Source organism: Stenotrophomonas sp. YJH_SMC_25, assembly GCF_059369595.1.
Map to the genome: position 1 here is coordinate 58940 of NZ_JCAFSV010000015.1, position 25974 is coordinate 84913.

General features: G+C 67.9%; 27 protein-coding genes. 16 read left to right on the forward strand and 11 right to left on the reverse strand.

All coding sequences use genetic code 11. From position 1 onward, the window contains the following. Nucleotides 1-614: 614 nt before the first annotated feature. Together msrA and AC5P7E_RS17755 are read right to left on the reverse strand one after the other, a co-directional pair. Nucleotides 615-1280: a peptide-methionine (S)-S-oxide reductase MsrA gene (msrA, locus tag AC5P7E_RS17750; RefSeq protein WP_049418682.1), complete on the reverse strand. Its 666-nt coding sequence runs from the start codon at nucleotides 1278-1280 to the stop codon at nucleotides 615-617. Nucleotides 1281-1310: 30 nt separating this feature from the next. Then, nucleotides 1311-1574: a putative signal transducing protein gene (locus AC5P7E_RS17755; protein ID WP_005408153.1), complete on the reverse strand. Its 264-nt coding sequence runs from the start codon at nucleotides 1572-1574 to the stop codon at nucleotides 1311-1313. Between the two features lie 259 nt (nucleotides 1575-1833). Here AC5P7E_RS17755 and AC5P7E_RS17760 point away from each other — a divergent pair, with 259 nt between their 5' ends. The 6 genes from AC5P7E_RS17760 (at nucleotide 1834) to AC5P7E_RS17785 (ending at nucleotide 7209) form a co-directional block, all read left to right on the forward strand. Further along, entirely contained in the window at nucleotides 1834-3582 is a 1749-nt protein-coding gene (locus AC5P7E_RS17760; protein ID WP_088610984.1) for a glutamine--tRNA ligase/YqeY domain fusion protein, read from the forward strand. 43 nt (nucleotides 3583-3625) lie between these two features. Next, entirely contained in the window at nucleotides 3626-4279 is a 654-nt protein-coding gene (locus AC5P7E_RS17765; RefSeq protein ID WP_088610985.1) for a hypothetical protein, read from the forward strand. A gap of 51 nt (nucleotides 4280-4330) precedes the next feature. Beyond that, complete coding sequence (locus tag AC5P7E_RS17770) at nucleotides 4331-5053, forward strand: DUF6348 family protein (RefSeq protein ID WP_088610986.1); 723 nt, start codon at nucleotides 4331-4333, stop codon at nucleotides 5051-5053. Between the two features lie 97 nt (nucleotides 5054-5150). Continuing rightward, a complete protein-coding gene (locus AC5P7E_RS17775; RefSeq protein ID WP_004154307.1) occupies nucleotides 5151-5711 on the forward strand; it encodes a nucleoside deaminase in 561 nt (186 codons plus the stop codon). Further along, nucleotides 5695-6762 carry a 23S rRNA (cytidine(2498)-2'-O)-methyltransferase RlmM gene (gene rlmM, locus AC5P7E_RS17780; RefSeq protein WP_005408149.1) on the forward strand — a complete coding sequence of 356 codons (1068 nt, stop codon included), beginning with the start codon at nucleotides 5695-5697 and terminating at the stop codon, nucleotides 6760-6762. Before AC5P7E_RS17775 ends, rlmM begins: the two co-directional genes overlap by 17 nt. 51 nt (nucleotides 6763-6813) lie before the next feature. Next, entirely contained in the window at nucleotides 6814-7209 is a 396-nt protein-coding gene (locus AC5P7E_RS17785; RefSeq protein ID WP_043035675.1) for an EF-hand domain-containing protein, read from the forward strand. A gap of 143 nt (nucleotides 7210-7352) precedes the next feature. Here AC5P7E_RS17785 and AC5P7E_RS17790 read toward each other — a convergent pair whose 3' ends face one another. Beyond that, the gene (locus AC5P7E_RS17790; protein WP_005408147.1) at nucleotides 7353-8534 is read right to left on the reverse strand and encodes a UbiH/UbiF family hydroxylase; all 1182 of its coding nucleotides are present in this window, start codon (nucleotides 8532-8534) and stop codon (nucleotides 7353-7355) included. Next, the gene (gene ubiH / locus AC5P7E_RS17795; RefSeq protein ID WP_062607755.1) at nucleotides 8531-9739 is read right to left on the reverse strand and encodes a 2-octaprenyl-6-methoxyphenyl hydroxylase; all 1209 of its coding nucleotides are present in this window, start codon (nucleotides 9737-9739) and stop codon (nucleotides 8531-8533) included. Before ubiH ends, AC5P7E_RS17790 begins: the two co-directional genes overlap by 4 nt. A 106-nt stretch (nucleotides 9740-9845) precedes the next feature. Between ubiH and AC5P7E_RS17800 the strand changes: the two genes are divergently transcribed. The 10 genes from AC5P7E_RS17800 (at nucleotide 9846) to AC5P7E_RS17845 (ending at nucleotide 19753) form a co-directional block, all read left to right on the forward strand. Next, nucleotides 9846-10430: a hypothetical protein gene (locus AC5P7E_RS17800; protein ID WP_005408145.1), complete on the forward strand. Its 585-nt coding sequence runs from the start codon at nucleotides 9846-9848 to the stop codon at nucleotides 10428-10430. 8 nt (nucleotides 10431-10438) lie between these two features. Then, the gene (locus AC5P7E_RS17805) at nucleotides 10439-10993 is read left to right on the forward strand and encodes a cob(I)yrinic acid a,c-diamide adenosyltransferase (RefSeq protein ID WP_005408144.1); all 555 of its coding nucleotides are present in this window, start codon (nucleotides 10439-10441) and stop codon (nucleotides 10991-10993) included. Between the two features lie 9 nt (nucleotides 10994-11002). Then, complete coding sequence (locus AC5P7E_RS17810) at nucleotides 11003-11941, forward strand: histone deacetylase family protein (RefSeq protein WP_005408143.1); 939 nt, start codon at nucleotides 11003-11005, stop codon at nucleotides 11939-11941. 89 nt (nucleotides 11942-12030) lie between these two features. Further along, a complete protein-coding gene (gene lptD / locus AC5P7E_RS17815) occupies nucleotides 12031-14532 on the forward strand; it encodes an LPS-assembly protein LptD (RefSeq protein WP_080052387.1) in 2502 nt (833 codons plus the stop codon). Then, entirely contained in the window at nucleotides 14529-15872 is a 1344-nt protein-coding gene (locus tag AC5P7E_RS17820) for a peptidylprolyl isomerase (protein WP_005408141.1), read from the forward strand. Before lptD ends, AC5P7E_RS17820 begins: the two co-directional genes overlap by 4 nt. 3 nt (nucleotides 15873-15875) lie before the next feature. Further along, entirely contained in the window at nucleotides 15876-16856 is a 981-nt protein-coding gene (pdxA, locus tag AC5P7E_RS17825) for a 4-hydroxythreonine-4-phosphate dehydrogenase PdxA (RefSeq protein WP_062607757.1), read from the forward strand. Then, on the forward strand, nucleotides 16853-17656 hold the full coding sequence (gene rsmA / locus AC5P7E_RS17830) for a 16S rRNA (adenine(1518)-N(6)/adenine(1519)-N(6))-dimethyltransferase RsmA (protein ID WP_005408139.1): 804 nt from the start codon (nucleotides 16853-16855) through the stop codon (nucleotides 17654-17656). The genes pdxA and rsmA overlap by 4 nt, the downstream gene beginning before the upstream one ends. Nucleotides 17657-17669: 13 nt before the next feature. After that, complete coding sequence (gene apaG / locus AC5P7E_RS17835; RefSeq protein ID WP_495222860.1) at nucleotides 17670-18053, forward strand: Co2+/Mg2+ efflux facilitator ApaG/CorD; 384 nt, start codon at nucleotides 17670-17672, stop codon at nucleotides 18051-18053. Nucleotides 18054-18068: 15 nt separating this feature from the next. Continuing rightward, nucleotides 18069-19094, forward strand: coding sequence for a symmetrical bis(5'-nucleosyl)-tetraphosphatase (locus tag AC5P7E_RS17840; RefSeq protein ID WP_088610989.1), 1026 nt, complete (start codon nucleotides 18069-18071; stop codon nucleotides 19092-19094). Next, nucleotides 19091-19753 carry a DUF1287 domain-containing protein gene (locus AC5P7E_RS17845; RefSeq protein WP_062607764.1) on the forward strand — a complete coding sequence of 221 codons (663 nt, stop codon included), beginning with the start codon at nucleotides 19091-19093 and terminating at the stop codon, nucleotides 19751-19753. Before AC5P7E_RS17840 ends, AC5P7E_RS17845 begins: the two co-directional genes overlap by 4 nt. Nucleotides 19754-19878: 125 nt before the next feature. On the opposite strand, the gene AC5P7E_RS17850 is transcribed toward AC5P7E_RS17845, so the two are convergent. From AC5P7E_RS17850 to AC5P7E_RS17880, 7 genes are all read right to left on the reverse strand, one after another. Next, entirely contained in the window at nucleotides 19879-20370 is a 492-nt protein-coding gene (locus AC5P7E_RS17850; RefSeq protein ID WP_088611272.1) for a dihydrofolate reductase, read from the reverse strand. A gap of 5 nt (nucleotides 20371-20375) precedes the next feature. Next, nucleotides 20376-21170, reverse strand: a complete 795-nt coding sequence (locus tag AC5P7E_RS17855) for a thymidylate synthase (RefSeq protein WP_012479193.1) — start codon at nucleotides 21168-21170, stop codon at nucleotides 20376-20378. Further along, nucleotides 21167-22054, reverse strand: a complete 888-nt coding sequence (gene lgt / locus AC5P7E_RS17860; RefSeq protein ID WP_012479192.1) for a prolipoprotein diacylglyceryl transferase — start codon at nucleotides 22052-22054, stop codon at nucleotides 21167-21169. Before lgt ends, AC5P7E_RS17855 begins: the two co-directional genes overlap by 4 nt. A gap of 51 nt (nucleotides 22055-22105) precedes the next feature. Beyond that, a complete protein-coding gene (locus AC5P7E_RS17865; RefSeq protein ID WP_033834745.1) occupies nucleotides 22106-22600 on the reverse strand; it encodes a TPM domain-containing protein in 495 nt (164 codons plus the stop codon). Beyond that, the gene (locus AC5P7E_RS17870) at nucleotides 22600-23487 is read right to left on the reverse strand and encodes a TPM domain-containing protein (protein ID WP_114619019.1); all 888 of its coding nucleotides are present in this window, start codon (nucleotides 23485-23487) and stop codon (nucleotides 22600-22602) included. Before AC5P7E_RS17870 ends, AC5P7E_RS17865 begins: the two co-directional genes overlap by 1 nt. Before the next feature lie 3 nt (nucleotides 23488-23490). Continuing rightward, nucleotides 23491-24111 carry a LemA family protein gene (locus tag AC5P7E_RS17875; protein ID WP_012479189.1) on the reverse strand — a complete coding sequence of 207 codons (621 nt, stop codon included), beginning with the start codon at nucleotides 24109-24111 and terminating at the stop codon, nucleotides 23491-23493. Nucleotides 24112-24655: 544 nt separating this feature from the next. After that, nucleotides 24656-25816 (reverse strand): MFS transporter, encoded by a 1161-nt coding sequence (locus AC5P7E_RS17880; protein ID WP_049395379.1) that lies wholly within the window; start codon nucleotides 25814-25816, stop codon nucleotides 24656-24658. Nucleotides 25817-25974: the final 158 nt, after the last annotated feature.

The window sequence follows — 25974 nt, forward strand, 5'->3', positions numbered from 1 at the left end:
TGGGTCGGGCGGGTTGGGTTCGCGGGAGACGCCGTGAATCCATCCCTGGAGGCTTGGCCGACGCATCCATGCGGCGGACACTCCCGCGAACCCAACCCGCCCGCCCTCTGACAGTTTCCTGTGGCCGCCCGCCACGGAAGAAAGAAAGAAGAGCAACAGCGGGTCGCGCGCTTCGCTTGCTCGGAGCCGAGCATGGCTATGCCGGTCGTCCTGACCGGCACCCTCCGGGCCGTCGCGCAAGCGACGTTGGCAGCGGCTCCTGCCGCTGCCTTCAGCTCTACAGAAAGTACTGCAGGATCAAACAAAAAGGACGCGGCGAACGCCGCGTCCTTTTTGTTTTTCTTCAGTTCGTCAGTAACCAATGCTCTCGCCCACCGTCACCGGAAAACTGTCGAAGGTGGGACGGGTGCAGATGGCGGGACCGTCCACGGCATGGATACCGTGGCCGAGCCCCCAAGGACGGGTTTACGGCGTGTCCCGCCATCTGCACCCGTCCCGCCAAACTCACAGCAAACCAGAGCCGCTTGGCTTTGGCTTTGGCTTTGGCTTTGGCTTTGGCCTTGGCCTTGGCTTTCAGCCGTTGACGTTGCCCGCCGCAGGCGGACCACCGCGCGTCAGCGCGGCGCCTCCACATCCAACCCGATCGGGCAGCTCACGCCGGTGCCGCCGATGCCGCAGTAGCCGTTCGGATTCTTCGCCAGGTACTGCTGGTGATAGTCCTCGGCGTAGTAGTACGCCGGTGCCGGGTACACGATCTCGGTGGTGATCGGGCCGTAGCCAGCCGCATCCAGCTGCGCCTGGTAGGCCTCGCGGCTGGCCAGCGCGGCCTTGTACTGGGCTTCGTCGGTGGCGTGGATCGCCGAGCGGTACTGGGTGCCGGTGTCGTTGCCCTGGCGCATGCCCTGGGTCGGGTCGTGGCTCTCCCAGAACAGCTGCAGCAGGCGCTCCAGGCTCACCACCGCCGGGTCGAACACCACCTGCACCACTTCGGTGTGGCCGGTCAGGCCCGAACAGACCTCTTCATAGGTCGGGTTCGGGGTGATGCCCCCGGCATAGCCCACCGAGGTGCTGTACACGCCCGGTTCGGTCCAGAACTTGCGCTCGGCGCCCCAGAAGCAGCCCAGCGCGAAACGGATCTGCTGCAGGCCGGCAAAACGGTCCTTCAGCGGATGGCTGTTCACGAAGTGCTGGTTGCTGTGCAGCGGCAGCGGCTGGTCACGCCCCGGCAGCGCCTCTTCCGGGCGTGGCAGGCGCTGCTTGAAGGCGCCGATGCCGAGGATGCCCTGGCCAATTCCCAACATGATGCGCTCCTACGCCGGAAGTCCGGCTATGTCGTCTGCATCTGAAATGGGGGCGTCCGGCGCGTGGCCCAAGTCCAGCGCCGCCACGATATCCTCGGCCTGCGGGCGTGCCGCATCGGGGATTCCCACCCGCAGCACACCGAACAGCGGCAGCTCGCCCATGCCGCCCAGCAGCTGCTCGCCAAACACGAAGGCCGGGATGCCGGCATCTTCCAGCGCGTGCTTGACCAGGTGGGCGTCGAACAGGTTGTCGGCCTTGTACACGATGTGCATGCGGCGGCTCCGTGGGACAGGGTTCCAGCATACGCCCGGGGGCTGAATGGTGGTGGTGACGGCGCATGACCGTTCTGCCGGCCAGCGGCCGGCACTACCCATCCACCTTCCGGTAGCGCCGGCAGCGGGCCGGCGGAATGTGGATCGCCGTGCAGTTGGGTAGTGCCGGCCGCGGGCCGGCATCCCCACACCCCACCGGGCAGCCCTGCCCCGTACGCGCTAGACTGTTGGTCTTTCTGCCCTTTTTCGCCCCAGACTCATGTCCGAGCACACCCCCGCCAGCCCCGAGACCCCCGCCGACAGCCACGAGAAGCGCGATTTCATCCGCCAGATCGTGCGCGAGGACCTGGCCAGCGGAAAGCACCAGGCGATCAAGACCCGCTTCCCGCCGGAGCCGAACGGCTACCTGCACATCGGCCATGCCAAGTCGATCTGCCTGAACTTCGGCATCGCCGGCGAATTCAGCGGCGTCTGCAACCTGCGCTTCGACGACACCAACCCGGCCAAGGAAGACCCGGAATACGTGGCCGCGATCCAGGACGACGTGCGCTGGCTGGGCTTCGAGTGGAACGAGCTGCGCCATGCTTCGGACTACTTCCAGGCCTATTACCTGGCCGCCGAGAAGCTGATCGAACAGGGCAAGGCCTATGTCTGCGACCTGTCGGCCGAGGAAGTGCGCGCCTACCGCGGCACCCTGACCGAACCGGGCCGCCCGTCGCCGTGGCGCGACCGCAGCGTCGAGGAGAACCTCGATCTGTTCCGCCGCATGCGTGCCGGTGAGTTCCCGGATGGCGCGCGCACCCTGCGCGCGAAGATCGACATGGCCAGCGGCAACATCAACCTGCGCGATCCGGCGCTGTACCGCATCAAGCACGTCGAGCACCAGAACACCGGCAACGCGTGGCCGATCTACCCGATGTACGACTTCGCCCACGCGCTGGGTGATTCGATCGAGGGCATCACCCACTCGCTGTGCACGCTGGAGTTCGAAGACCACCGCCCGCTGTACGACTGGTGCGTGGACAACGTCGATTTCGCCCATGACGATGCGCTGACCCAGCCGCTGGTCGATGCCGGCCTGCCGCGCGAAGCCGCCAAGCCGCGCCAGATCGAGTTCTCGCGCCTGAACATCAACTACACGGTGATGAGCAAGCGCAAGCTGATGGCGCTGGTCACCGAGCAGCTGGTGGACGGCTGGGAAGACCCGCGCATGCCGACCCTGCAGGGCCTGCGTCGCCGTGGCTACACCCCGGCCGCGATGCGCCTGTTCGCCGAGCGCGTGGGCATCAGCAAGCAGAATTCGCTGATCGACTTCAGCGTGCTGGAAGGCGCACTGCGCGAAGACCTGGACAGCGCTGCGCCGCGCCGCATGGCAGTGATCGATCCGGTCAAGCTGGTGCTGACCAACCTGCCGGACGACCATGAAGAACAGCTGACCTTCAGCAACCACCCGAAGGACGAGAGCTTCGGCAGCCGCGACGTGCCGTTCGCACGCGAAGTGTGGATTGACCGCGAGGACTTCGCCGAAGTGCCGCCGAAGGGCTGGAAGCGCCTGGTGCCGGGTGGCGAAGTGCGCCTGCGCGGCGCCGGCATCATCCGCTGCGACGAAGTGATCAAGGATGCCGGCGGCACCATCACCGAGCTGCGCGGCTGGCTGGATCCGGAATCGCGTCCGGGCATGGAAGGCGCCAACCGCAAGGTCAAGGGCACCATCCACTGGGTCAGCGCCGTGCATGGCGTGCCGGCCGAGATCCGCCTGTACGACCGCCTGTTCTCGGTGCCGAACCCGGATGATGAATCGGAAGGCAAGACCTACCGCGATTACCTCAATCCGGAATCGCGCCGCACCGTCACCGGCTATGTCGAGCCGGCCGCGGCCCGCGCCGCGCCGGAGCAGTCGTTCCAGTTCGAACGTACCGGCTACTTCGTCGCCGACCGCCGCGACCACACCGAAGCCAAGCCGGTGTTCAACCGCAGCGTGACCCTGCGCGATACCTGGTCGGCCTGAGGACCTGCGCGGGCGCCAGCACGGCGCCCGCACGCCATCGACAATGATCACCGCCCTCTCCGTCCTGTTCTGGTTCATCTCGCAGCATCCGCTGCTGACGTTCTTTGCAGCGATGGTGCTGGCCGGGCTGGTCTCGTGGTGGCGGCGCTTTCCGGGCTACGCCATCGTGGTGTTCCCGCTGGCGATGCTCAACATGTTCCTCGGCCACTTCCTCAACGCCACCTTCCTCAACGTGGTGGGCGAGCGTGGTGAAGCGGTGATCGTCAAGGCCGAGCGAACCAGCTCCACGCTCAACGAGCAGTACATCTGGCGCTACGAAGGGGTGCTGCGTACCGCCGAGGGCCGCGACGTGGACGTGGTGTTCCACACCAACACCGCTTCGCTGTGGCCGCTGGAAAACGCCATCCGTATCCCGGCGCGCGACCAGCCGTTCGTGGTCAAGTACACGCCGGGCTTCCCACGCAACTTCGTCATCCTCACCATCGAATCCCCGCACGGCGTCGCCCAGGCCCGGGCCAGCGCGCGCGAGCGGGTGGAGGTGGCGGCACGCAAGCTGCATTTCAGCCCGGGTAATGCCGATTTCCGCGCGGACTATCGCCGCGAGCTGGAAACCTGGCTGCGCGACCACGGCAACGATCCGCAGCAGCAATCCGACGCGCAGCGATATCGCGCCGAACTCGACGCGCTCGACCGCTAGATGCCCAGGCCCTGCCTGGATGTTCCACCCCATCCACCCCACAGGCCTGACATGACCACGACCTCCGCCGCTCTCCTCCCGCTGCTGCAGCAGGTCCTTCAGGACGCGGGCACCGCCAGCCGCATCGACGGCAACGCGCTGCTGCTGGACAGCGGCCTGCGCCTGATCCCGCACGCAATGGCCGCACACGCGCGAGACAACGGTGGTTGGCAGACCTCCACCGTCATTGAAAGCCAGCATCCGCGGTTGTTCGCCGATGGCCTGTTCGAGTACCAGCATGCAAATGGTGCCGATGAGCAGGCATCGCTGTTGTCCGGCTTCCAGACCTGGGCCCGGGTGGACCTGGCGACCCTGCAGACCGCGATCGGCGCCGAAGATGCACAGGGCCTGCCGATGATGGGCCTGACCTATCCGGCCGGTGACGATGGCGAGGAACACGAACGCACCGTGGTGCTGGGGCCGTTGGCGCACTACCGTGCACAGGAAGTGGATGCCTCCACCTGCAGCGAAGACGATCATGGCTCCTGCCCCTGCTGCCTGTTCACCCGCAGCATGGACGCCTTCGACGAGCTGCTGAAAGCCCGCCAATTCCTCGCCATCCGCCTGTTCGCCTCGCGCGATGCCGACGGCCTGTGCGAGGCCGATTGCCGGGTCAACGGCCACGACTTCGCCGCCGCCCTGCCCCTGCTGCGCGCCTACGCGGCCAGCTGGCCGCAGGCCGGGCTGGAATTCCGCAAGCAGTACGTGGTGATCCGCACCGGCTCGCCGGGCTGACCCACGCCCACACCCGGTACAGGCCCATGCGGCTACACTGCGCGCCGGTTCCCCAAGCAACCGCACTTTTTCCCATCCCACACGAGGCACCCCCGCGATGCTGTACGCGCAAGTCCACCTGACCCTTCCCGCCTGGATCCACGACCAGATCGACCTGGATCGTCGATATCCGGGCGATGAGGCCAAGGTCGCGCTGGCGATCGAGCTGTCGCGGTTGAACGTCGAGCACGCCAGTGGCGGCCCGTTCGGCGCGGTGGTGTTCGGCCCGGACGACAAGGTCATCGCCGCTGGCGTGAACCGGGTGATGCCGCACGCGACCTCGCTGGCGCACGCCGAGAACATGGCCTACATGCTGGCCCAGCAGCGCCTGCAGACCCCGCGCCTGAACGCGGTGCTGTCGCCGGTCACCCTGGCCACCAGTTCGCAGCCATGCTGCCAGTGCTATGGCGCTACCGTGTGGGCCGGCATCGACCGCCTGCTGATCGGTGCCAACTCGGCCGACGTCGAGGAACTGACCCCGTTCGATGAAGGCCCGCTGCCGGCCGACTGGGTCGGCGAGCTCAACAAGCGTGGCATCGAAGTGGTGCAGGGCCTGAACCGCGACGCCGCGCGCAGCGTGCTGCGCGCCTATGGGGAAAGCGATGGCGCCCGTTACTGAAACTGGCATCGGCCTGCTGTGCCTGTGCCGGCAGGGCTTCGAGCCCGAGCTGGCCGGCGAGCTGCAGTTCCGCGCCGGCGAAGCCGGGTTCGCAGGTTATGCGCGTACCCAGCGCAATGACGGCTACGTGCTTTTCATGTGCGACGAAGCCGCCGCGCTGGCGCCGCGCCTGCGCTGGCGCGAGCTGATCTTCGCGCGGCAGAAGCTGGTGGTGCTGGCCGAGCTGCCGCAGCTGGACCCGGCCGACCGCATTACCCCGATGCTCGACGTGCTGGCCGATGCGCCACGCTTCGGCGACCTGTGGGTGGAACACCCGGACTCGGACGCCGGCAAGCCGCTGTCCGGGCTGGCCCGCGCCTTTGGCAACGCGCTGCGCCCGGCGCTGCGCAAGGCCGGCAAGCTCACTGACAAGCCGAACAACCGCCTGCCGCGCCTGCACGTGGTGTTCGTCGACGGCACCCACGCCTTCGTCTGCGTGGCCGACCCGGCCGACAGCGCGCCGTGGGCACTGGGCATCCCGCGCCTGAAGCTGCTGCCCGAAGCACCCTCGCGTTCGGCGCTGAAGCTGGACGAAGCACTGCTGACCCTGCTGACGCCGGAAGAACGCGAAGCACTGGCCAAGCCCGGCATGCGTGCGGCCGACCTGGGTGCCGCCCCCGGCGGCTGGACCTGGGTGCTGACCCGCCAGCACATGCACGTGTTGAGCATCGACAACGGCCCGCTGCGCCAGCACGTGCTGGACACCGGCCTGGTCGAGCACCTGCGCGCCGATGGCTTCCACTGGCATCCGGAACAGCCGCTGGACTGGATGGTCTGCGACATGGTCGAGCAGCCGCGCCGCGTGGCCGAACGCATGGCCACCTGGTTCCGCGAAGGCTGGTGCCGGCACGCGATCTTCAACCTGAAGCTGCCGATGAAGAAGCGCTGGGACGAAACCCGCCTGTGCCTGGACCTGTTCCAGGACCAGGCCGGCAAGCCGCTGGTGGTGCGTGCCAAGCAGCTCTATCACGACCGTGAGGAGATCACCGTACTGGCGTCGCCACTGCGCTGACGCCATCACGTCCGCCGGGCATACCCCGGCGCTGCAGAGGGAGGAGCATCCATGCGACATCGAACGATTCCGCTGCTGATCACCCTGCTGGCCGCCGCACCAGCGGTGGCCCAGCAATTGCCGCACACCCCGGCACAAAGCCAGCCGCTGGGCCCCACCGGCGGCGCGATCCGCCAGCAACCGCTGGATGCGGGCCGGGTCAGCGGCAGCGTCGAGATTCCGCAGCCGGCCGGCGAGGCGCAGGTGACCGTGCGTTCGCTGGAACCGAGCAGCGTGGTTGGCCAGTACCGCATCCACTTCGCTGCGCTGGATGTGAACGGCGATGGTTTCATCAGCCGCGAGGAAGCGCAGGCGAATCCGGCGCTGGCCGATGAGTTCAATGCGTTGGACCTGAAGCGTCGCGGCAAGCTAGATCGTGCCGACCTGGCCGGCTGGCTGGTCGACTGAAAAAGGGGACGGAGGGGATTAAGTCGTTTGTGCCACAAACGACTTAATCCCCTCCGTCCCCTTTTTTGATCCAGCGCGATCTTCATCCACGCATGGCGTGGATCTACTGACGTCGGGCACCCACCAGAGCGGTTTGCATTCTGCTACACCCCGGCGGCGCGCTTCCAGAATGCCTGCACCAGCGGTGGCCATTTGCCGACGCAGCCCAGCGCGCGGCCGCGGGCCAGGGTCAGGTGCATTTCGTCGTTGGAGAACAGGCGGTTGATCGCATCGAAGCTGTAGGCGGCGATGTGGTTGTCGCTACGCCGTTCGCGCGCCCAGCGCTGCAGGCGCTGTGGCGACAGCCGCGGCTGACCACGGCGCTCGGCCGACGGCGCCAGCCACTGCTGCAGGGCGGCCACATCGCGCAGGCCCAGGTTCACGCCCTGCCCGGCCAGCGGATGCACCACGTGCGCGGCATCACCCAATGCCAGCACACGGCCGGCCACGTAGTGACGTGCCAGCTGGCGGCGCAGCGGGAAGGCTGCGCGCGGTGATGCCAGCCGCAGCTCACCCAACCGCGCCGCGAAGGCGCGGGTCAGTTCGCGGTTGAAGCTGTCTTCGTCCAGCGCCAGCACGCGCGCCGCCTCGTCCTCGGGCAGGGTCCAGACGATCGAGCTGCGGCGCTCGGCCACCGGCAGCAGCGCCAGCGGCCCGCTCGGCAGGAAACGCTGCCAGGCGGTGGCCTGGTTGGGAAGATCGCTGTCCACGTAGGCCACCACGCCACGCTGGTGGTAGTCATGCTTTTCAACCTCGATCCCGGCCAGTTGGCGCAGGGTCGATTCGGCGCCGTCGGCGGCTACCGCCAACGCCGCTTCCAGGCGACGACCGTCATCCAGGCGCAGGCGCACGCCGTCGTCGTCCTGCTCCAGCGCTTCCACCCGCGCCGGGCAGTGCAGCTGCACGCCCGCCGCCGGCAACGCCGCCCACAGCCGATCCTGCAGCAGGCCGTTCTCGACGATGTAGCCCAGTTCACGACGGCCGAAGCGATCGGCATCGAACAGCAGATCTTCGCCACCGGCCGCATCCCACACCTGCATGCGCCGGTAGGGCCAGGCGCGGGCCTGCGCGATCGCCGGCCACACGCCCAGGCGGCTCAACAGTTGTACGTTGTCAGCAGCGAAGGCGAACACGCGGAGGTCAGGCTGTGCGGCCTGCCACGGCGCGGGCTCACGACCTTCCACCAGCGCAACCGACAGGCCGGCATCGGCCAGCGCCAGCGCGCACGCGGCACCGACCACGCCACCACCGACGATGGCCACATCAAGGCGCATGCGCCGGCTCATGCGGCTTCTCCGCGGCACAGGCGCGGCACTTCGCCGCGGAAGCCCATCGCGCCACCGACCAGCATCGACTGCACCGATGCGCGTTGCGCGGCCACCAGGCCGAGGCTGCGCAGCGGCCGCATCAGCGGCGCCGGGTTGCTGGTCAGGCGCGCCAGGCCGCCGGAGAACGCCACCGTCTGCCGGCGATCTTCCTCGCGGCGCGCGACATAGGCCTGCAGCAGTGCATCACTGCCGGCATCTTCATGCGCATCCTCCAGCAGCTCGGCCAGGGTCAGCGCATCGCGCAGGCCCAGGTTGAAGCCCTGTGCACCCAGCGGATGAATGGTCTGCGCGGCATTGCCCAGCAGCACCGTGCGCTCACCGGCCAGCGCACGCGCCAGCACCTGGATGAGCGGGTAGGCGCTGCGCGGGCCGGACTCGAGTAGGCGGCCGGCACGCCAGCCGATCGCGTTCTGCAGGCGTTGCAGCCAGGCGGCATCGTCCAGCGCCATCACCGCATCGGCCTGGTCGCGCGCAACACCATGCACGGTGCCGAAGTGACGATCGCCGCGCGGCAGCAGGGCCGTCGGGCCGGTATCGGTGAAACGCTCCCACGCGGTGCCATCCGGCGCGCGCTGGCTGCGTACACGGGCCACGAACAGGGTCTGCTGGAAATCATGGCGGTCGACCTCGATGCCCAGTGCACCACGCACGCCACTGGTCGTACCGTCGGCACCCACCACCAGCCGTGCCAGCAATACGCGCTCGCCGGCCTCATCGGCGACCCGCACCTGGCGGTAGCCGTCGACCACTTCACCCAGGCCCAGGAACCGCATCGGCCGGTAACGGCGCAGCCGCGGCAGCTCCTGAAGCCGCCCTTCCAGCGCCTGGCCGAAGTCGCGGGCGACCACCACCTGGCCGAACCAAGGCCGGTCGTAATCGGCCGCTTCCAGCTGCACACGGCCGAAATCGCCGGCACGGCTGACGTGGATGCGCCGGATCGGGCCCGGTGCCATCGCCAGCTTCTGCATCACCCCCAGCGCGGTCAGCGCATTGACGGTGGCAGCGGCGAAACTGAGATTGCGCTGGTCGAACACCACCGGCAGCTCGCCGGCCGGGCTGGCCTCGAGCAGGCCCACGTCGCGGCCGAGGCGGTCCAGGGCAATGGCCAGGCTGGCGCCGACCAGGCCACCACCGACAATCAGCACGTCATGTCGTTCACTCATGCGTTCATGATACGCGCTCGCCCCGTCTGTACGCCGAACGGCCGGTCCTGCGCCAACCCGCGCGGCGGGCTAGAATGAAACCTGAATCCGCTCCGGGCCCGCCACCATGTCCGACACTGCCAACCGCGCCTTCGTCCTGTCCGTGCTCGTTCTGGTGCTGGCAGCGACCCGTGTCAATCACTTCGCGGCGATCCCCGATGCCTCATGGGCGGTGTTCTTCATCGGTGGCTTCTACCTGGCCCGCTGGACGCGCTGGGCGTTCCCGCTGCTGATGGTGTTCGCGGTGCTGGTGGACTGGATCGTGATCCGCAGCAGCGGCCTGGACTTCTGGCAGCACTACTGCGTGTCGCCGGGCTACTGGCTGCTGCTGCCGGCCTATTTCTCGCTGTGGGCCGGCGGCATGCTGCTGGGCCGCAACTACCAGAGCGCGCGCTGGCCGGTACTGGCCAAGGGCGCGCTGCTGCTGGTCGCCTCGGTGGCGGTCTGCCACCTGCTGGCGCAGGGTGGCTTCTACTGGACCAGCAGCAACGTGGCCGAGCCGACCCTGGCCGGCTGGGCACAGAACTACGCGCAGTGGTTCGGCCCCTACCTGCGCACCACGGCGATCTACGTGGCGCTGGCCGCCGCCCTGCAGCTGGCCGTGGAGCAGGTGTTGAAGCTCCAGCAGGCCCGCCGCGACATCCGCCACTGAGCCGCGACATGGGTCATCGCCTCTCGCGCATCTACACCCGCACCGGCGACGACGGCAGTACCGGCCTCGGTGACGGCCAGCGCGTGCCCAAGGATGACGCCCGGGTGGCGTCCTACGGCACCGTCGACGAGGCCAATGCCGCGCTCGGCCTGCTGCTGGCCGTGCCCCTGCCCGAGGATGTGCGCGCGCTGGTGGTGCATCTGCAGCACCAGTTGTTCGACCTGGGCGCCGAACTGTGCATCCCCGGCCACGCCGCGATCCACGCCGCCGATGTCTCGGCCCTGGAACAGCAGCTGGACCATTACAACGCCGACCTGCCGATGCTGAAGGAATTCATCCTGCCGGCCGGCGGCGAAGCCGCCGCGCGCTGCCATCTGGCCCGCACCATCGTCCGCCGCGCCGAGCGCGAAACGGTCACCCTGGCCCGCCACGAGGCCGTGCGCAGCGAGGCGTTGCAGTACCTGAACAGGTTGTCGGACCTGTTGTTCGTGCTGGCCCGGGTGCTGGCACGTGCCGACGGCCAGGGCGAAGCGCTGTGGCAACCACAGCAGCGCCAGCGCTGAGCCTGCACGATGCTGGTCTACACCCATCCGTCCTGCCTGCTGCACGACCCCGGCCCCGGCCACCCGGAGTGCCCGCAACGCCTGCAGCATGTGCTGGACGCGCTGCACACCGCGTTCCCCGGCCAGCTGGAGTGGCGCGAAGCGCCACCGGCCAAGTTCGGTGAACTGACCCGGGTCCACGACAGCGCCCTGCTCGACTTCGTGCTGCAACCGCAGACCGCACCGCTGCGCCAGCTGGACATGGACACCTGGACCTCACCCGGCTCGGCCAGCGCTGCCGTGCACGCCGCCGGTGCCGGCGTGGCCGCGGTCGATGCGGTGATGCTGGGCGACGACCCGCTGGCCTTCTGCGCGGTACGCCCGCCGGGCCACCACGCCACCAGCAGCACGGCGATGGGCTTCTGCCTGCTCAACAACATCGCCATCGCCGCCGCCTATGCCCGCGACCGCCACGGCCTGGAACGGATCGCGGTGGTCGACTTCGACGTCCACCACGGCAACGGCACCCAGGACATCTTCCAGCACGACGCCCGGGTCTCGTACTACAGCACCCACCAGGCCGGGCTGTTCCCCAATTCCGGCCTGCGCCGTGACCGCGGTGCCGGCAACCTGATGAACATCCTGCTGCCGCCGGGCAGCGGTGGCTTCCGCTTCCGCAATGTCTGGGCCGACGAGATGCTGCCGGCCATCGACGACTTCCGCCCGCAGCTGCTGCTGATCTCGGCCGGCTTCGACGCCCACCTGCGTGATCCGCAGGCGGACCTGATGCTGGAGACCGACGATTTCGCCTGGATCACCGGTGAACTGCACGCGCTGGCACGCCGTCACGCGGCCGGCCGGGTGGTCTCGATGCTGGAGGGTGGCTACGACCTGCAGGCCCTGGCCGAGTGCAGCGTGGCCCATGTCCAGACCCTGCTCACGCCGTCCGTGGGCACCTCCGCCGGATGAACCCGAACCGGCAGGCTCCGGCGTCCTTCATTGCCCCTATGCAAGGGATGGGGCAAGCTACCGTCCGTTTTCGCCCGAATCCGAACCGCGTGCGCCGAGCCCTCCGCCTGCTTCCCCTGCCTCTGAGCATCGCCATCAGCCTGCCGGCGATGGCCGATGAAAAGCCGCTCAACTGGGGCCTGTGCCCGGCCACCGACGTCATTCCCGCGTTCACTGACGCCCCCACCCCGGTTCCGGCCCAGGACAAGGCTGCCGCCGCGGCCGCCCGCGAGCAGCAGCCGACCGACATCGAGGGTGACCAGCTGCTGGGCACCACCACCGTGCCGCAGTACGAGGGCAACGTGGCGCTGCGCCGGGGTGACCAGTTCGTCGGTACCGACAAGCTCAGCTTCGACACCGAGACCGGCAACTACATCGCCGACGGCAATGTCCGCTACCAGGACGGGTCGATCCGGATGGTCGCCAAGCGTGCCGAAGGCAACCAGGAAAGCGATACCCACAAGATCTCCGACATCAAGTACCAGCTGGTGTCGCGCCGGGGCAACGGTGATGCCGAGTCGGTCGACCTGCAGGGTGCGGTCGGCCAGATGCACCGCTCCACCTACACCACCTGCGACCCCTCGCAGCCGGTGTGGAAGCTGTCTGCGCCGCAGATCGAAGTGGACAACGACGAGGGCTTCGGCACCGCGCGCAACGCCGTGCTGCGCATCGGCAAGGTGCCGGTGCTGTGGGCGCCGTACTTCAAGTTCCCGATCGATGACCGCCGCAAGACCGGCCTGCTGTTCCCGCAGCTGGGCATGTCCGGGCGCAACGGCTTCGACTACGCCCAGCCGATCTACTTCAACCTGGCGCCGAACTACGACGACACGCTGACCCCGCGCTACATGAGCCGGCGCGGCCTGCTGCTCGACAACGAGTTCCGCTACCTCTACAACGGCGGCCGCGGCGAGGTGTTGACCTCGTTCATGCCCAACGACCGCCTGCGTGACCGTGACCGCGGCCGGGTGATGTTCACCGGCTACCACAACGTGGACAGCCACTGGCAGGCCCGCGCCAACCTGGCCTGGGTCAGCGACGAGCGCTATGTCGAGGATTTCGCCAACCGCCTGGTGGGGGTGACCGCCTCCAACCTGCAGAGCACGGTGGGCCTGTATGGCACCGGCACGAACTGGACGGCCGGCATCATGGCCGACCGCTGGCAGCTGACCGACTACACGCTCGACGAGCGCGCCCTGCCCTACAACCGCCAGCCGCGCCTGTACTTCAACTGGGACAAGCCGGTCCGGCCCTGGCTGGAAGCCGGCATCTACGCCGAAGCGGTGCGCTTCACCCACGACGACATCAACTTCAAGAACGCCGTCGGCACCGGTAAGGATCTGCAGTACACCCGCAACGGAGTGCAGTGGACCGACGGCGTCGGTGTCAGCGGCGGTTCGCGATTGGACGTGAAGCCGTATGTGTCGTTCCCGATCAGCGGCGCGGCCTGGTATGTGACCCCGACCCTGGCCTACCGTTACACCGCCTATCAGCTGGACCGTGGCCTGGTGGATGGTGTGAGAGGCATCCAGGCCCAGATCCTGAGTTCGCAGGGCATCGACCCGAACACGGCCACGCCCGAGCAGCTGCGCGGCAATACCTCGCCCAGCCGCAGCCTGCCGATCGGCAGCATCGACGCCGGCCTGTTCTTCGACCGCGAAACCAGCATCCGCGGCAAGTCGTTCCTGCAGACCCTGGAACCGCGCCTGTTCTACCTGCGCACGCCGTACCGCAACCAGGACGAGCTGCCGATCTTCGACACCCGTGACTTCACCTTCAGCTGGGGCCAGCTGTTCCGCGACTCGCGCTATACCGGCGCCGACCGCCAGAACGACGCCAACCAGCTGACCCTGGCGGTGAGCACCCGGTTCATCGACCAGACCACCGGCAAGGAACGTTTCTCGGCCTCGATCGGCCAGATCCAGTACTTCGATGAGTCGCGGGTGACCACCACCCCAGGTGGTGCTCCGGTGGAAAAGGGCAAGTCGGCCTGGATCGCCGACGGCAACTACATGATCAACGACCGCTGGACCCTGGGCGCCACCTACCAGTGGGACCCGAAGTACAAGCGCGAGGATCTGGCCAGCGTCCGTGCCCGTTACCTGATGCCCAACGACGGCGTGGTCAACCTGAGCTACCGCTACCGCATCAATGCCGGTGCTCTGCCCGGTGCCAACAAGCATGACCGCACCCTGCTGGAGCAGGCCGACCTGTCGTTCCTGTACCCGCTGAATGCGCGTTGGAGCCTGGTCGGCCGCTATTACTACTCGCTGCAGGACAAGGAGCCGCTGGAAATCATCGGCGGTGTCCAGTGGGACAGCTGCTGCTTGGCCGTGCGTGTGGTCGGCCGCCGCTATGTCCGCAATCGCGAAGGCGAGATGAACAACTCCATCCAGGTGGAGTTCGTCCTGAAGGGCCTGAGCTCCATCGGCCAGGACACGGACCGCACTCTGCGCCGTGCTATCCTCGGCTACAACCGCGACGACCTCTATCTCGTGCCGCCCAGCAACACCGGGGCGACCCGCGATGACTACGATCCGAATCTGATCCCATGACCAAGCGCTTCCCCGTTCTACTCGCCTCGCTGCTGGCGGTGTCCAGCGTGTCCGCCCCCCTGCAGGTGCTTGCCCAGGAGGCGCAGCCGCTCGACCGCATCGCCGCCGTCGTCGATGAGGACGTGATCCTGCAGAGCGAGCTCCAGCGTGCGATCGCCAACATCAAGGCGCAGTACGCCGGACGGGAGAACCAGCTGCCGCCGGAAGACGTGCTCAGCCGCCAGGTGCTCGAGCGCCTGGTGCTGGTCAAGCTGCAGGTGGCCCGCGCCCAGGGCAGCGGCATCCGGGTCAGCGACCAGGAGCTGAACCAGGCGATGAACTCCATCGCCCAGCAGAACGGTTCGAACCTGGACGCCCTGCGCCAGCGCTTGGCCCACGACGGCATCGATTTCAACGATTTCCGCGCATCGGTGCGTGATGAGATCACCGTGCAGCGCCTGCGCCAGAGCTTCGCGCAGAGCCGCATCAGCGTCAGCGAGGGTGAAGTCGATGCCGCGCTGAAGCAGCAGGCCACGGTAGGCAACCAGTACCACCTGGCGCACATCCTGGTCGCGTTGCCGGACGGCGCCAACGCCGACCAGATCGCCACCGGCCAGAAGAAGGCCGATGGCGTCAAGGCCCTGCTGGACAAGGGCGAGCTGGACTTCAACGCGGCGGCCGTGCGCTATTCCGACAGCCCCAATGCGCTGGAAGGCGGCGACCTGGGCTGGCGCAGCCTGGATGAAATCCCGCAGGCCTTCGCGCAGATGATGGAAAAGATGAAGCCCGGCGAAGTGGTCGGCCCGATCCGTGGCCCCAGCGGCTTCCAGCTGTTGAAGCTGGTGGAAGTGCGCGATGCCAGCGCCACCGCTGGCGCCAGCACCGTCACCGAGTACCACGGTCGCCACATCCTGGTGCGCGTGGACGATCATCAGACCGACGCGGCCGCCAAAGCCAAGATCGATACCCTGCGTGCCCGCATTGCCGGTGGCGCGGACTTCGAGACCGTGGCCAAGGAGTCCTCCGAGGACAACAACAGCAAGGGCCAGGGCGGCGATCTGGGCTGGTTCCCGGCCGATGCGTTCGGTCCGGCCTTTGGCCAGCAGGTGGCCGCCATCCAGGACGGCGGCGTCAGCCAGCCGTTCCGCACCGATGCCGGTTGGCACATCCTGCAGCGCGTGGCCACTCGCCAGACCGACGTGACCAACGACAACCAGCGTGCCCAGGTCCGCGAGACCATTGGCCGCCGCAAGCTGGAAGACGAGTACAACCGCTTCCTGCAGGAACTGCGTGGCGAAGCCTACGTCAGCTTCCGCAGTGGCGACCGCGCGGAAAACACCGCTACGCCGCCGCAGTCCTGATCGATGCGCCCCGAGCTCGCTCTGGTACCGGGCGAGCCCGCCGGGATCGGCCCGGAGCTGTGCGTCCGCCTCGTCCAGCAGCCGCGTGAAGATTGCCGGCTGCTGGCCTTCGCCGACCCGGACACCCTGCGCGCGGCCGCGGCCGCGCTGAACCTGCCGCTGCAACTGCTGCCCGAGGGTGCCGAAGCGCGCGTCCCCGGCGACCTGCGCCTGCGCGTGGTGGCCAATGCCACCCCGAGCCGTTTCGGCCAGGCCGATCCGGCCAATGCCGGCGCGGTCATCGGCGCCCTGCTCGGTGCCGGCCAGGCCTGCCTGTCAGGCGAACTGCACGGCGTGGTGACCGGCCCGGTGCACAAGGCCGTCATCAACGAAGGCGGCATCGCCTACAGCGGCACCACCGAACTGCTGGCCGACCAGGCTGGGGTGAAGGTGGTGATGATGCTGGCCAACCACATCGTGCGCGTGGCCCTGGCCACCACCCACCTGCCACTGCGCGAGGTGGCCGACGCGATTACCGCGCCCAGCCTGGAACACACCCTTCGCACCGTGCACGCCGCGCTGCGCCGCGAGTTCGGCCTGACCGCGCCACGCATCGCCGTGCTCGGCCTGAACCCGCACGCCGGCGAAGACGGCCATCTGGGCCGCGAGGAACTGGACCTGGTCATCCCGCTGCTGCAGCGCCTGCGCGCGGAGGGCATGGACCTGATCGGGCCGCTGCCAGCCGATACCGCCTTCCTGCCGGCCAAGCTGGCCGGCTTCGACACCGTGCTGGCGATGTACCACGACCAGGGCCTGCCGGTGCTGAAGTACTCGGGCTTCGAGCAGGCGGTGAACCTGACCCTGGGCCTGCCCTACCCACGCGTTGCAGTGGACCACGGCACCGCGCTGGACCTTGCCGGCCGTGGCGTTGCCGATCCTTCCAGCCTGCAGGCGGCAACGACGTTGTGTGCGCAGCTTGCGCGGCAACGTACACTGAGCGCATGAATTCCCCGCATTCCCCCTCCGGCCCGGTGTTCACCGCCCCGGCCAAGAAGCAGCTTGGCCAGCATTTCCTGGCCGACCGCCACTACATCGACAAGATCGTGATGGCGGTCAACCCGAAAGACGGTGACCGCCTGGTCGAGATCGGTCCCGGCCAGGGCGCGATCACGCTGCCGCTGCTGCGCGTGCATCCGAAACTGACGGTGATCGAGTTCGACCGTGACCTGATCGCGCCGCTGACCGCCGCCGCCGAGCCGCTGGGCGAGCTGACCATCGTCCACCGCGACGTGCTGCGCGTGGACTTCACCGAGCTGGCCGCCGGCCAGCCGATCCGCCTGGTCGGCAACCTGCCCTACAACATCTCCTCGCCGATCCTGTTCCATGCACTGGAACATGCCGCGGTGATCCGCGACATGCATTTCATGCTGCAGAAGGAAGTGGTCGACCGCATGGCCGCCGGCCCCGGCAGCAAGGTGTACGGCCGGCTCAGCGTGATGCTGCAGGCCTACTGCCAGGTGACCTCGCTGTTCGTGGTGCCGCCGGGCGCGTTCCGGCCGCCGCCGAAGGTCGATTCGGCCGTGGTGCGGCTGGTGCCGCGTGACCCGGCCACGATCAACATCAACGACCACAAGCGTTTCGCCGAGGTGGTCAAGGCCGCCTTCGGGCAGCGCCGCAAGACCCTGCGCAACGCCCTGAACAACGTGGTGTCCGCCGAACAGTTCGTTGCCGCCGGCGTGCGTCCCGATGCCCGCGCCGAACAGCTGGACGTGGCCGAATTCATCGCTTTGGCCAATGCCTCCTGATTACACTGCCGGTATGGAAGACGCTGACGTTTACGCCATCTCCGTCGAAGTCGCACCGCGCTTCCTCGACGATCAATCCGCGCCGGAAGACGGACGCTATGCGTTCGCCTACACGATCCGCATCCACAACCAGGGGCGTGTTGCCGCGCGCCTGGTCGCACGCCACTGGCGCATCACCGATGCCAACGGCCGCGTCGAGCATGTCGATGGCGACGGGGTGATCGGCGAGCAGCCACGCCTGCGTCCCGGTGAAGACTTCCATTACACGTCCGGTGTCATGCTGGGGACCGATCACGGGACCATGCAGGGCCACTACGACATGGTCGCCGACGACGGCACCGAATTTGCCGCGCCGGGCGCACCTTTCGTGCTGGCCATCCCGCGTACCCTGCACTGACACGGAGGCCGGACGATGAGTGTGTGGGCGATCGGCGACCTGCAGGGCTGCTATGACGTCACCCAGCGGCTGCTGGAGAAGATCCGCTTCGACCCGGCGCAGGACACCCTGTGGTTCTGCGGCGACCTGGTCAACCGCGGTGGCCAGTCGCTGGAAACGCTGCGGCTGGTGCATTCGCTGCGCGAGCACAGCGTGGTGGTGCTGGGCAACCATGACCTTTCGCTGCTGGCCGTCGGTGCACGCACCGAAGAGGAACAGCGCAAGGTCAACCCGGACCTGCTGCGCATCGTGCAGGCCGAGGACCGCGACGAACTGCTGGACTGGCTGCGCCTGCAGAAGCTGGTGCACGTGGACCGCGAGCTGGGCTGGATGATGGTGCACGCCGGCCTGGCGCCGAAGTGGACCACGCAGATGGCCGAAAAGCATGCCGCCGAGGTCGAGGCGCAACTGCACGGTGCCGGCTACCGCAAGCTGTTCCGCAACATGTACGGCGACAAGCCGAGCTGGGCACCGAACCTGTCCGGCTACGACCGTTCACGCGCGATCATCAATGTGCTCACCCGCATGCGCTACTGCACCCCGCGCGGGCGCATCGGCATCGAGGACAAGGGCACGCCGGGCACGCAGGAACAGGGACTGTACCCCTGGTTCGAAGTGCCGGGCCGGGTCGAGCGCGACCTGAAGATCGTCTGCGGCCACTGGTCGGCGCTGGGCCTGACCATCACCCAGGGCGTGCATGCCATCGACACCGGCGCAGTCTGGGGCGGCAAGCTGACCGCGATCCAGCTCGATACCGATGAACTGCGCGTGGTGCAGGTGCCGGGCCGCGATGTCCCCGCACCCGTGCCCAACGCACGCCCGCCAGCGCGACCGGCGCACGAGCGCCCGGCGGCATCGGCGCAGGGCAAGGAACAGGGCGGCGGCAACACCCCGGCCGCCAACCCGGGCAACCGCGGCCCACGCCGTCGTCGTCGCCGTGGCGGCGGCGCGGGTGGTGGCTCTGCGGGCCCCGGCAGCAGCAGTCCCCCGCCGCAGGCATGACGCGGCGCGGTGGGGCACCATGGACGGTGCTGCTGCTGACGGTGGCCCTGGCCAGCGGCTGCCAGCCCCCTTCGGCCCCGGCCCCCGCCGACGGCGGAAACGCCGGCCTCACGCCATCGCAGCCGCAGGCGCCTTCGCCGCCGCTGGTGGCAGCGGCGCGCGCACAGGTCGGCGTCACCACCCGCTACGACCCTACCTATCAGGTGCTGGCCTATCCCGGCGGCGACGTTCCGGTTGATCGCGGCGTGTGCACCGACGTGGTGGTGCGTGCCCTGCGCAGCCAGGGCCTGGACCTGCAGGCACGCGTGCATGAAGACATGCGCGGCAATTTCAGTGCCTATCCCGCGATCTGGGGCCTGTCACGGCCGGACCGCAACATCGATCATCGCCGTGTGCCGAACCTGATGCGCTGGTTCGAACGGCAGGGCTGGCAGCAACCGATCACGGCCGCCGCCACCGACTATGCGGCCGGCGACATCGTCGCCTGGAAGCTCAACGGCAACGGCCTGCTGCACGTGGGCATCGTCTCCGACCGGCGGCTGGCCAATGGCACGCCGCTGGTGCTGCACAACATCGCGCGCGGCACGCGCGAAGAGAACCTGTTGTTCCAGCACGCCATCATCGGGCATTACCGGATGCCGCAGCGACAGCCCAGGTAGAGTCGACTGTCAGTCGACTATCGCGCGCAGCGCGGGTTTTTCGGGTGACCGCCGAGAGCAGTCGACCAACAGTCGACTCTACCCCGTCGACATCCCCGTCGGTGTTTTCGTTGGTATTTGCGCGATCAGCGGCGCACGTAGTGCGCGAAGCGGAACGCGTAGGCATGGCGTTCGTCGGCCGGGTGCGGCTCGCTGCTCACTTCCCGCCAGTCCTGCATGTCGACTTCGGGGAAATGGGTATCGGCGGGGACTTCGGCATCCACCCAGGTCAGGTACAGATCACTGGCCTGGTCCAGCAGCTGGTGGAAGATCTCGCCACCACCGATGATGCACAGCTCGCTGGCCCCCTCGCCTTCGGCAATCGCCTTGACTTCGTCCAGCGACGCCACCGCGCGCATGCCCTCGAACGGCACCTGGCCGCTGCGGGTCAGCACCAGGTTGGTCCGTCCCGGCAGCACGCGGCCGATCGATTCGGCCGTCTTGCGCCCCATCAGGATCGGCTTGCCCAGGGTGAGCGCCTTGAAGTGCTTGAAATCATCCGGCAGGTGCCAGGGCATGGCATTGCCCTGACCGATGCCACGGTTGCGATCCAGCGCCACGATCATCGACAGCTTCATCGCGCTCATACCGCCACCGGCGCCTTGATGGCCGGGTGCGGATCGTAGCCGTCGATGCGGATGTCGTCGAACTGGAAGCCGAACAGATCGGTCACCTCCGGGTTCAACCACAGCTTCGGCAGCGCGCGCGGTTCACGCGACAGCTGCTCGCGGGCCTGCTCGAAGTGGTTCGAATACAGGTGCGCGTCGCCCAGCGTGTGCACGAAATCGCCCACGCCCAGGCCGGTGGCCTGCGCCACCATATGGGTCAGCAGCGCATAGCTGGCAATGTTGAACGGCACGCCGAGGAAGATGTCGCCGCTGCGCTGGTACAGCTGGCAGCTGAGCTTGCCGTCCACCACGTAGAACTGGAACAGGTTGTGGCACGGCATCAGCGCCATCTGCGAAAGCTCGCCCACGTTCCAGGCGCTGACCACCAGCCGGCGCGAATCGGGGTTGCGCTTGATCTCGTCGACCAGCCACTGCATCTGATCGATCTCACGGCCATCGGCGGTGGCCCAGCTGCGCCACTGCTTGCCGTACACCGGGCCGAGATCGCCGTTCTCGTCGGCCCACTCGTCCCAGATCCGCACCTGGTTGTCCTTCAGGTAGCCGATGTTGGTGTCGCCCTTCAGGAACCACAGCAGCTCGTGGATGATCGAGCGCAGGTGGAGCTTCTTGGTGGTGACCAGCGGGAAGCCGTCGGCCAGGTTGAAACGCATCTGCCAGCCGAACACGCTGCGGGTACCGGTGCCGGTGCGGTCGCTCTTCTCGGCGCCGTGCTCGAGCACATGCGAGAGCAGGTCCAGGTAAGCCTTCATGCCTTGCCCCCGGCAGTCACCGGCAGCTGCGGCTGCAGTACCGGCGCACGGCGCGACATCACCAGCAGCACCAGGCCGAAGGCAATCAGCGGCAGGCTGAGGATCTGGCCACGGGTCAGCCAGTCGAAGGCCACGTAGACGCCGTTGTCGGGCATGCGCACGAACTCCACCGCGAAGCGGAACAGTCCGTACATCAGCGCGAACAGACCGCCGACCAGGTAACGGTGGCGCGGCTTGGCCGACACGGCCCACAGCACCACGAACATCACCAGGCCTTCCAGGAAGGCTTCATACAGCTGCGACGGATGGCGCGCGAACTGGTTCAGCGCGCCGGTGGCGAACTGCGCCTGCAGGGTCGCGTGGTCCAGCTGGTTCAGCGGTGCCGGCAGGCCGGACGGGAACACCACGCCCCAGGTACCGTCGGTGTACTTGCCCCACAGCTCGGCACCGATGAAGTTGCCGATGCGGCCGAAGCCCAGGCCCAGCGGTACCAGCGGCGCCATGAAATCCATGGTGTCGAAGAAATGCAGCTTGTGCTTGCGCGACCACCACCAGCAGGCGCCCAGCACGCCCAGCAGGCCACCGTGGAAGCTCATGCCGCCGTCCCACACCTTGAACAGCAGCAGCGGGTTGTGCAGGAAATCGCCCAGCGCGTAGAACAGCATGTAGCCGATGCGCCCGCCCAGCACCACGCCGAGCATGGCGTAGAACAGCAGGTCGGAGAAACCATTGGCGTCGACGCCCGGCAGGCGGCCGGCGGCGATGCGCTTGCGTCCCAGCAGCCAGGCGGCGGTGAAGCCCAGCAGGTACATGATGCCGTACCAATGCACCTTGATCGGCCCCAGCGAGAGGGCGATGGGGTCGATGTCGTGGAAATAGATCATGGAAGGTGCCTTGCGGTTGAACGCCTATTCTCGGGCCAGTGCCGCCCCGGCTCAACCAAGGAGCTGGGGCGAGTTCGGCAACGCGTCATCGTTCGACCGGGTCGAGGCCGGAAAGTGCCCTTCGATCAGGCTGGAGACCTCGTCGATGGCATCCTGCAGCGCTTCCACCGGATTGGAGCCACGCAGGCCCTCCCGCAGGTGGGTGCAGACCCGCTGCCATTGTGCCGGGCTGACCCGGCCCTGCAGGCCACGGTCGGCGACGATCTCGATGGCGTGGTCGGCCAGCAGCAGGTAGATCAGCACACCGTTGTTGTGGGTGGTATCCCAGGTGCGCAGGCGCGCGAAGGCATGTTCGGCGGCCTGGCGCGGGGTGACCTTGTGCCACAGCGCGGCCAGCGGCAGATCCGCTTCCACCGCGAACATCACCTGACCACCGTGGCGCTGCTCACCGGCTGCGATGGCCTCGGTGATCGCCTGCAGCGTGGCCGGCGGGAACGCGCGCCGTACAGACGGCGAAAATACATGACGACACAGTCGTTGGATCATCACCAGCCCCCCGAAGCACCACCACCGCCGGAGCGGCCACCGCCGCCGCCCCAACCGCCGCCGCCGCCGAATCCACCGCCCCCGCCGAAGCCGCCTCCGCCGCCCCAGCTGCCACCGCCCCAGCCACCGCCACCGGCAAAGCGGCCCGGGTGACCGGAGAGCATGGCAACAATCAGGCCCACGACGCCAGCCAGGCCACTGGCGAGCAGCGTGGAGGTGAACAGGAATGCCGCCAGCGCCGCACCGGCACCGCCGAGCAGGCCACGCAGCGGTCGCGGCACGCGCGAGAACACGCCGCGCAGGATGCTGCCGGCGAACACACCGATGAACAGCGCCAGGAACCAGGTATCGCCACCACCGCTGGGCTCACGCCCGCGATGGCCACTGACCGGTGCCGGCAGCGTTTCGCCGTCGATCAGCTTGACCAGCACCGCCGTGGCATCGGTGATGCCACCGGCGTAGTCGCCGCTGCGGAAGCGCGGCACCAGGTATTCCTGGATGACGCGGTTGGCGATGGCATCGGGAATCGCGCCTTCCAGGCCGTAGCCTGGCTCGATGCGCACGCGCCGGTCGTCCTTGGCCACCACCAGCAGCACCCCGTCGTCCACGCCCTTGCGGCCGATCTGCCATTGGTCGAAGACCCGCGTGGTGTACTGCGCGATGTCTTCCGGCTGGGTGGTGGGCACCACCAGCACCTGCAACTGGCTGCCCTTGCGCTGCTGCAGCTCAATCGCCTGCTGCACCAGCGCCTGCTTCTGCGTGGCGTCCAGCGTGCCGGTGGTATCGACCACCGGCGAATCCAGCGCCGGAATCGGAGCGAGCTGCTGTGCATGCGAAGCCAGCGGCAGCCACAGCAGCAGGGCCAGGAGCGCAGTGGCCAGGCGCATGGGTCAGTGGCCCGGCTGCGGTGCCGGCTGCTGCTGCGGCGCGCTGCCGAAATCGACCGCCGGCGCGTTGGAGATCTGCGCTTCGTTTTCCACGGTGAAGTTCGGCTTGGTCTTGTAACCGAAGATCTTGGCGGTGATCACCTGCGGGAACGAGCGGATGTAGGTGTTGTAGTCCTGCACCTGCTGGATGTAGCGGCCGCGGGCGACGGTGATGCGGTTTTCAGTGCCTTCCAGCTGGGCCTGCAGGTCGCGGAAGTTCTGGTCCGACTTCAGCACCGGGTAGTTCTCGGTGACCACCAGCAGCCGCGACAGTGCGCTGCCGAGTTCACCCTGGGCCTGCTGGAACTGCTTGAGCGAGGCTTCGTCGTCGGCGTTGACGTTGATCTGGCCAACACGCGAGCGGGCGTTGGTGACTTCGGTCAGCACGCGCTCTTCCTGGCTGGCAAAGCCCTTCACGGTCTGCACCAGGTTGGGCACCAGATCGGCGCGGCGCTTGTACTGGTTGAGCACTTCGGACCAGCTGGCCTTGACCGCTTCATCCTTCTGCTGGATGGCGTTGTAGCCGCAGCCGGACAGCAGGGAGGCCAGCAGCATCAGGGGCAGGACACGGGTGAACAGGCGCATGGCGGAGGTTCCGGGTGGACTGGGCACCGAGCATGCCACGGTTCGGGTGAAAGACCGGCCATCGGGCGCCGCCCCCTCCGCGGTGGCCATGCTCATGGATCGCCTGAGTAGTCCGGGCGGGTGGGCATGGCGGGGGACGCCGTGAATCCGTCCCTGGAGGCTTAGCCGCGCCATCCATGGCGCGGATACCCCCGCCACGCCCACCCGCCCGGCCTCATACGGTTTCCTGGGCACCGCGGGGAGATCAAAAGAAAAATCAAAAGCAAAACGCGGTTCTTCAGGCATTCGTGTCGACCAAGGTCGACACCTACCAGAGCAGAACACCGTTCCGACAGACCGCGGGAATCTGTCGAAGGCGGGGTGGGTCCGGTTGAGGGGGCGTGAGCCGCATGGATGCGGCGACCGAGCTTACATGGACGTACTTGCAGCGTCCCCCTCAACCGGACCCACCCCGCCAACCCACGGAATGCAGGCTTTTGCCGTTGACGTTGACGTTGATTGCAGCGGGTGCAGGGCTGCAAGCCCTGCCGGAAACCCTCTCCCCTCAGCAGGCTTCAGCCACCGCAGTGCGGGGACGCCCCAGCCACGCCAGCAGCAGCCCCGATGCCGCCAGCAGGCCACCGGCCACCGGAATCGCCGCGTAACCCAAACCCGAGCTGATCACCGCGCCCCCCAGCGCGGCACCCACCGCATTGCCCAGGTTGAACGCACCCACGTTGATCGACGACGCCAGGCCCGGCGCCTCGCTCGCCGCCTGCATCACCCGGATCTGCAGCGGCGGCACGATGGCGAAGGTCGCCGCGCCGAACAGCAGCACGCCCAGCGCCGCAGTGGCGTGGTGCATGAACGCCAGCGGCAGCAAGAACATCAGCACGGCCAGGACCGCCAGCAGGATGCGGGTCGCGCCATCAAGCGACCAGTCGGCCATGCGCCCACCGATGCCATTGCCAAACGTGAAGCCGATACCGATCAGGGCCAGCGACATCGCGATGAAGGTGTTGGAGGCGCCGGTCAGTTCGGTCAGCACCGGCGCCACGTAGGTGTACAGAGTGAACATCGCACCCGCGCCGAGCACCGTGGTGCCCATCGCCAGCAGTACCTGCGGCTGCAGGATGGCCTTCAGTTCGCGGCGCACGTCCGGGCGCGGCCCCGGTGCAGATGCCGGCAGCGCGAAGCCGAGCGCGGTGATCGCAATCAGGCCCAGCACTGCAGTACCGGCGAAGGACAGGCGCCAGCCCAGTTGCTGGCCCACCCAGGTCGCCAGCGGCACGCCGCCGATATTGGCGATGGTCAGGCCCATGAACATGGTGGCCACGGCGGCGGCCTGCTTGTCCTTCGGCACCAGGCTGGCGGCAACCACCGCACCGATGCCGAAGAAGGCACCGTGGTTGAGGCTGGTGACCAGGCGCGACAGCAACAGCAGGCCGTAGTTCGGGGCCAGTGCCGAGAGCAGGTTGCCGACCACGAAGATCGACATCAGCAGCATCAGCGCGGTGCGCTTGCCGAAGCGGCCCATCAGCAGGGTCATCACCGGTGCCCCCAGCATCACGCCCACGGCGTAAGCGGTGATCAGCATGCCGGCAGTGGGAATGCCCACGCCCACGCCGTCGGCGATGACCGGCAACAGGCCCATCGGCGCAAACTCGGTGGTTCCGATGGCGAAGGCGCCGACGGCAAGCGCCAGCAAGGCGGCTCTGGAATTCATGGGGGGGGTCCTGGGGGAGGGATTCGGGAGTGCGTAGCCTGCGCGCTTTGCTGTGGCGGATTAAGCCTCGTCCCGGGAAAACACTGTTGATCCTGGTTCACAAGTGGGGCACGGAAACCCGCTACAAGTGCAAAAACCGCAGCGCCGTAGCAGAGCCG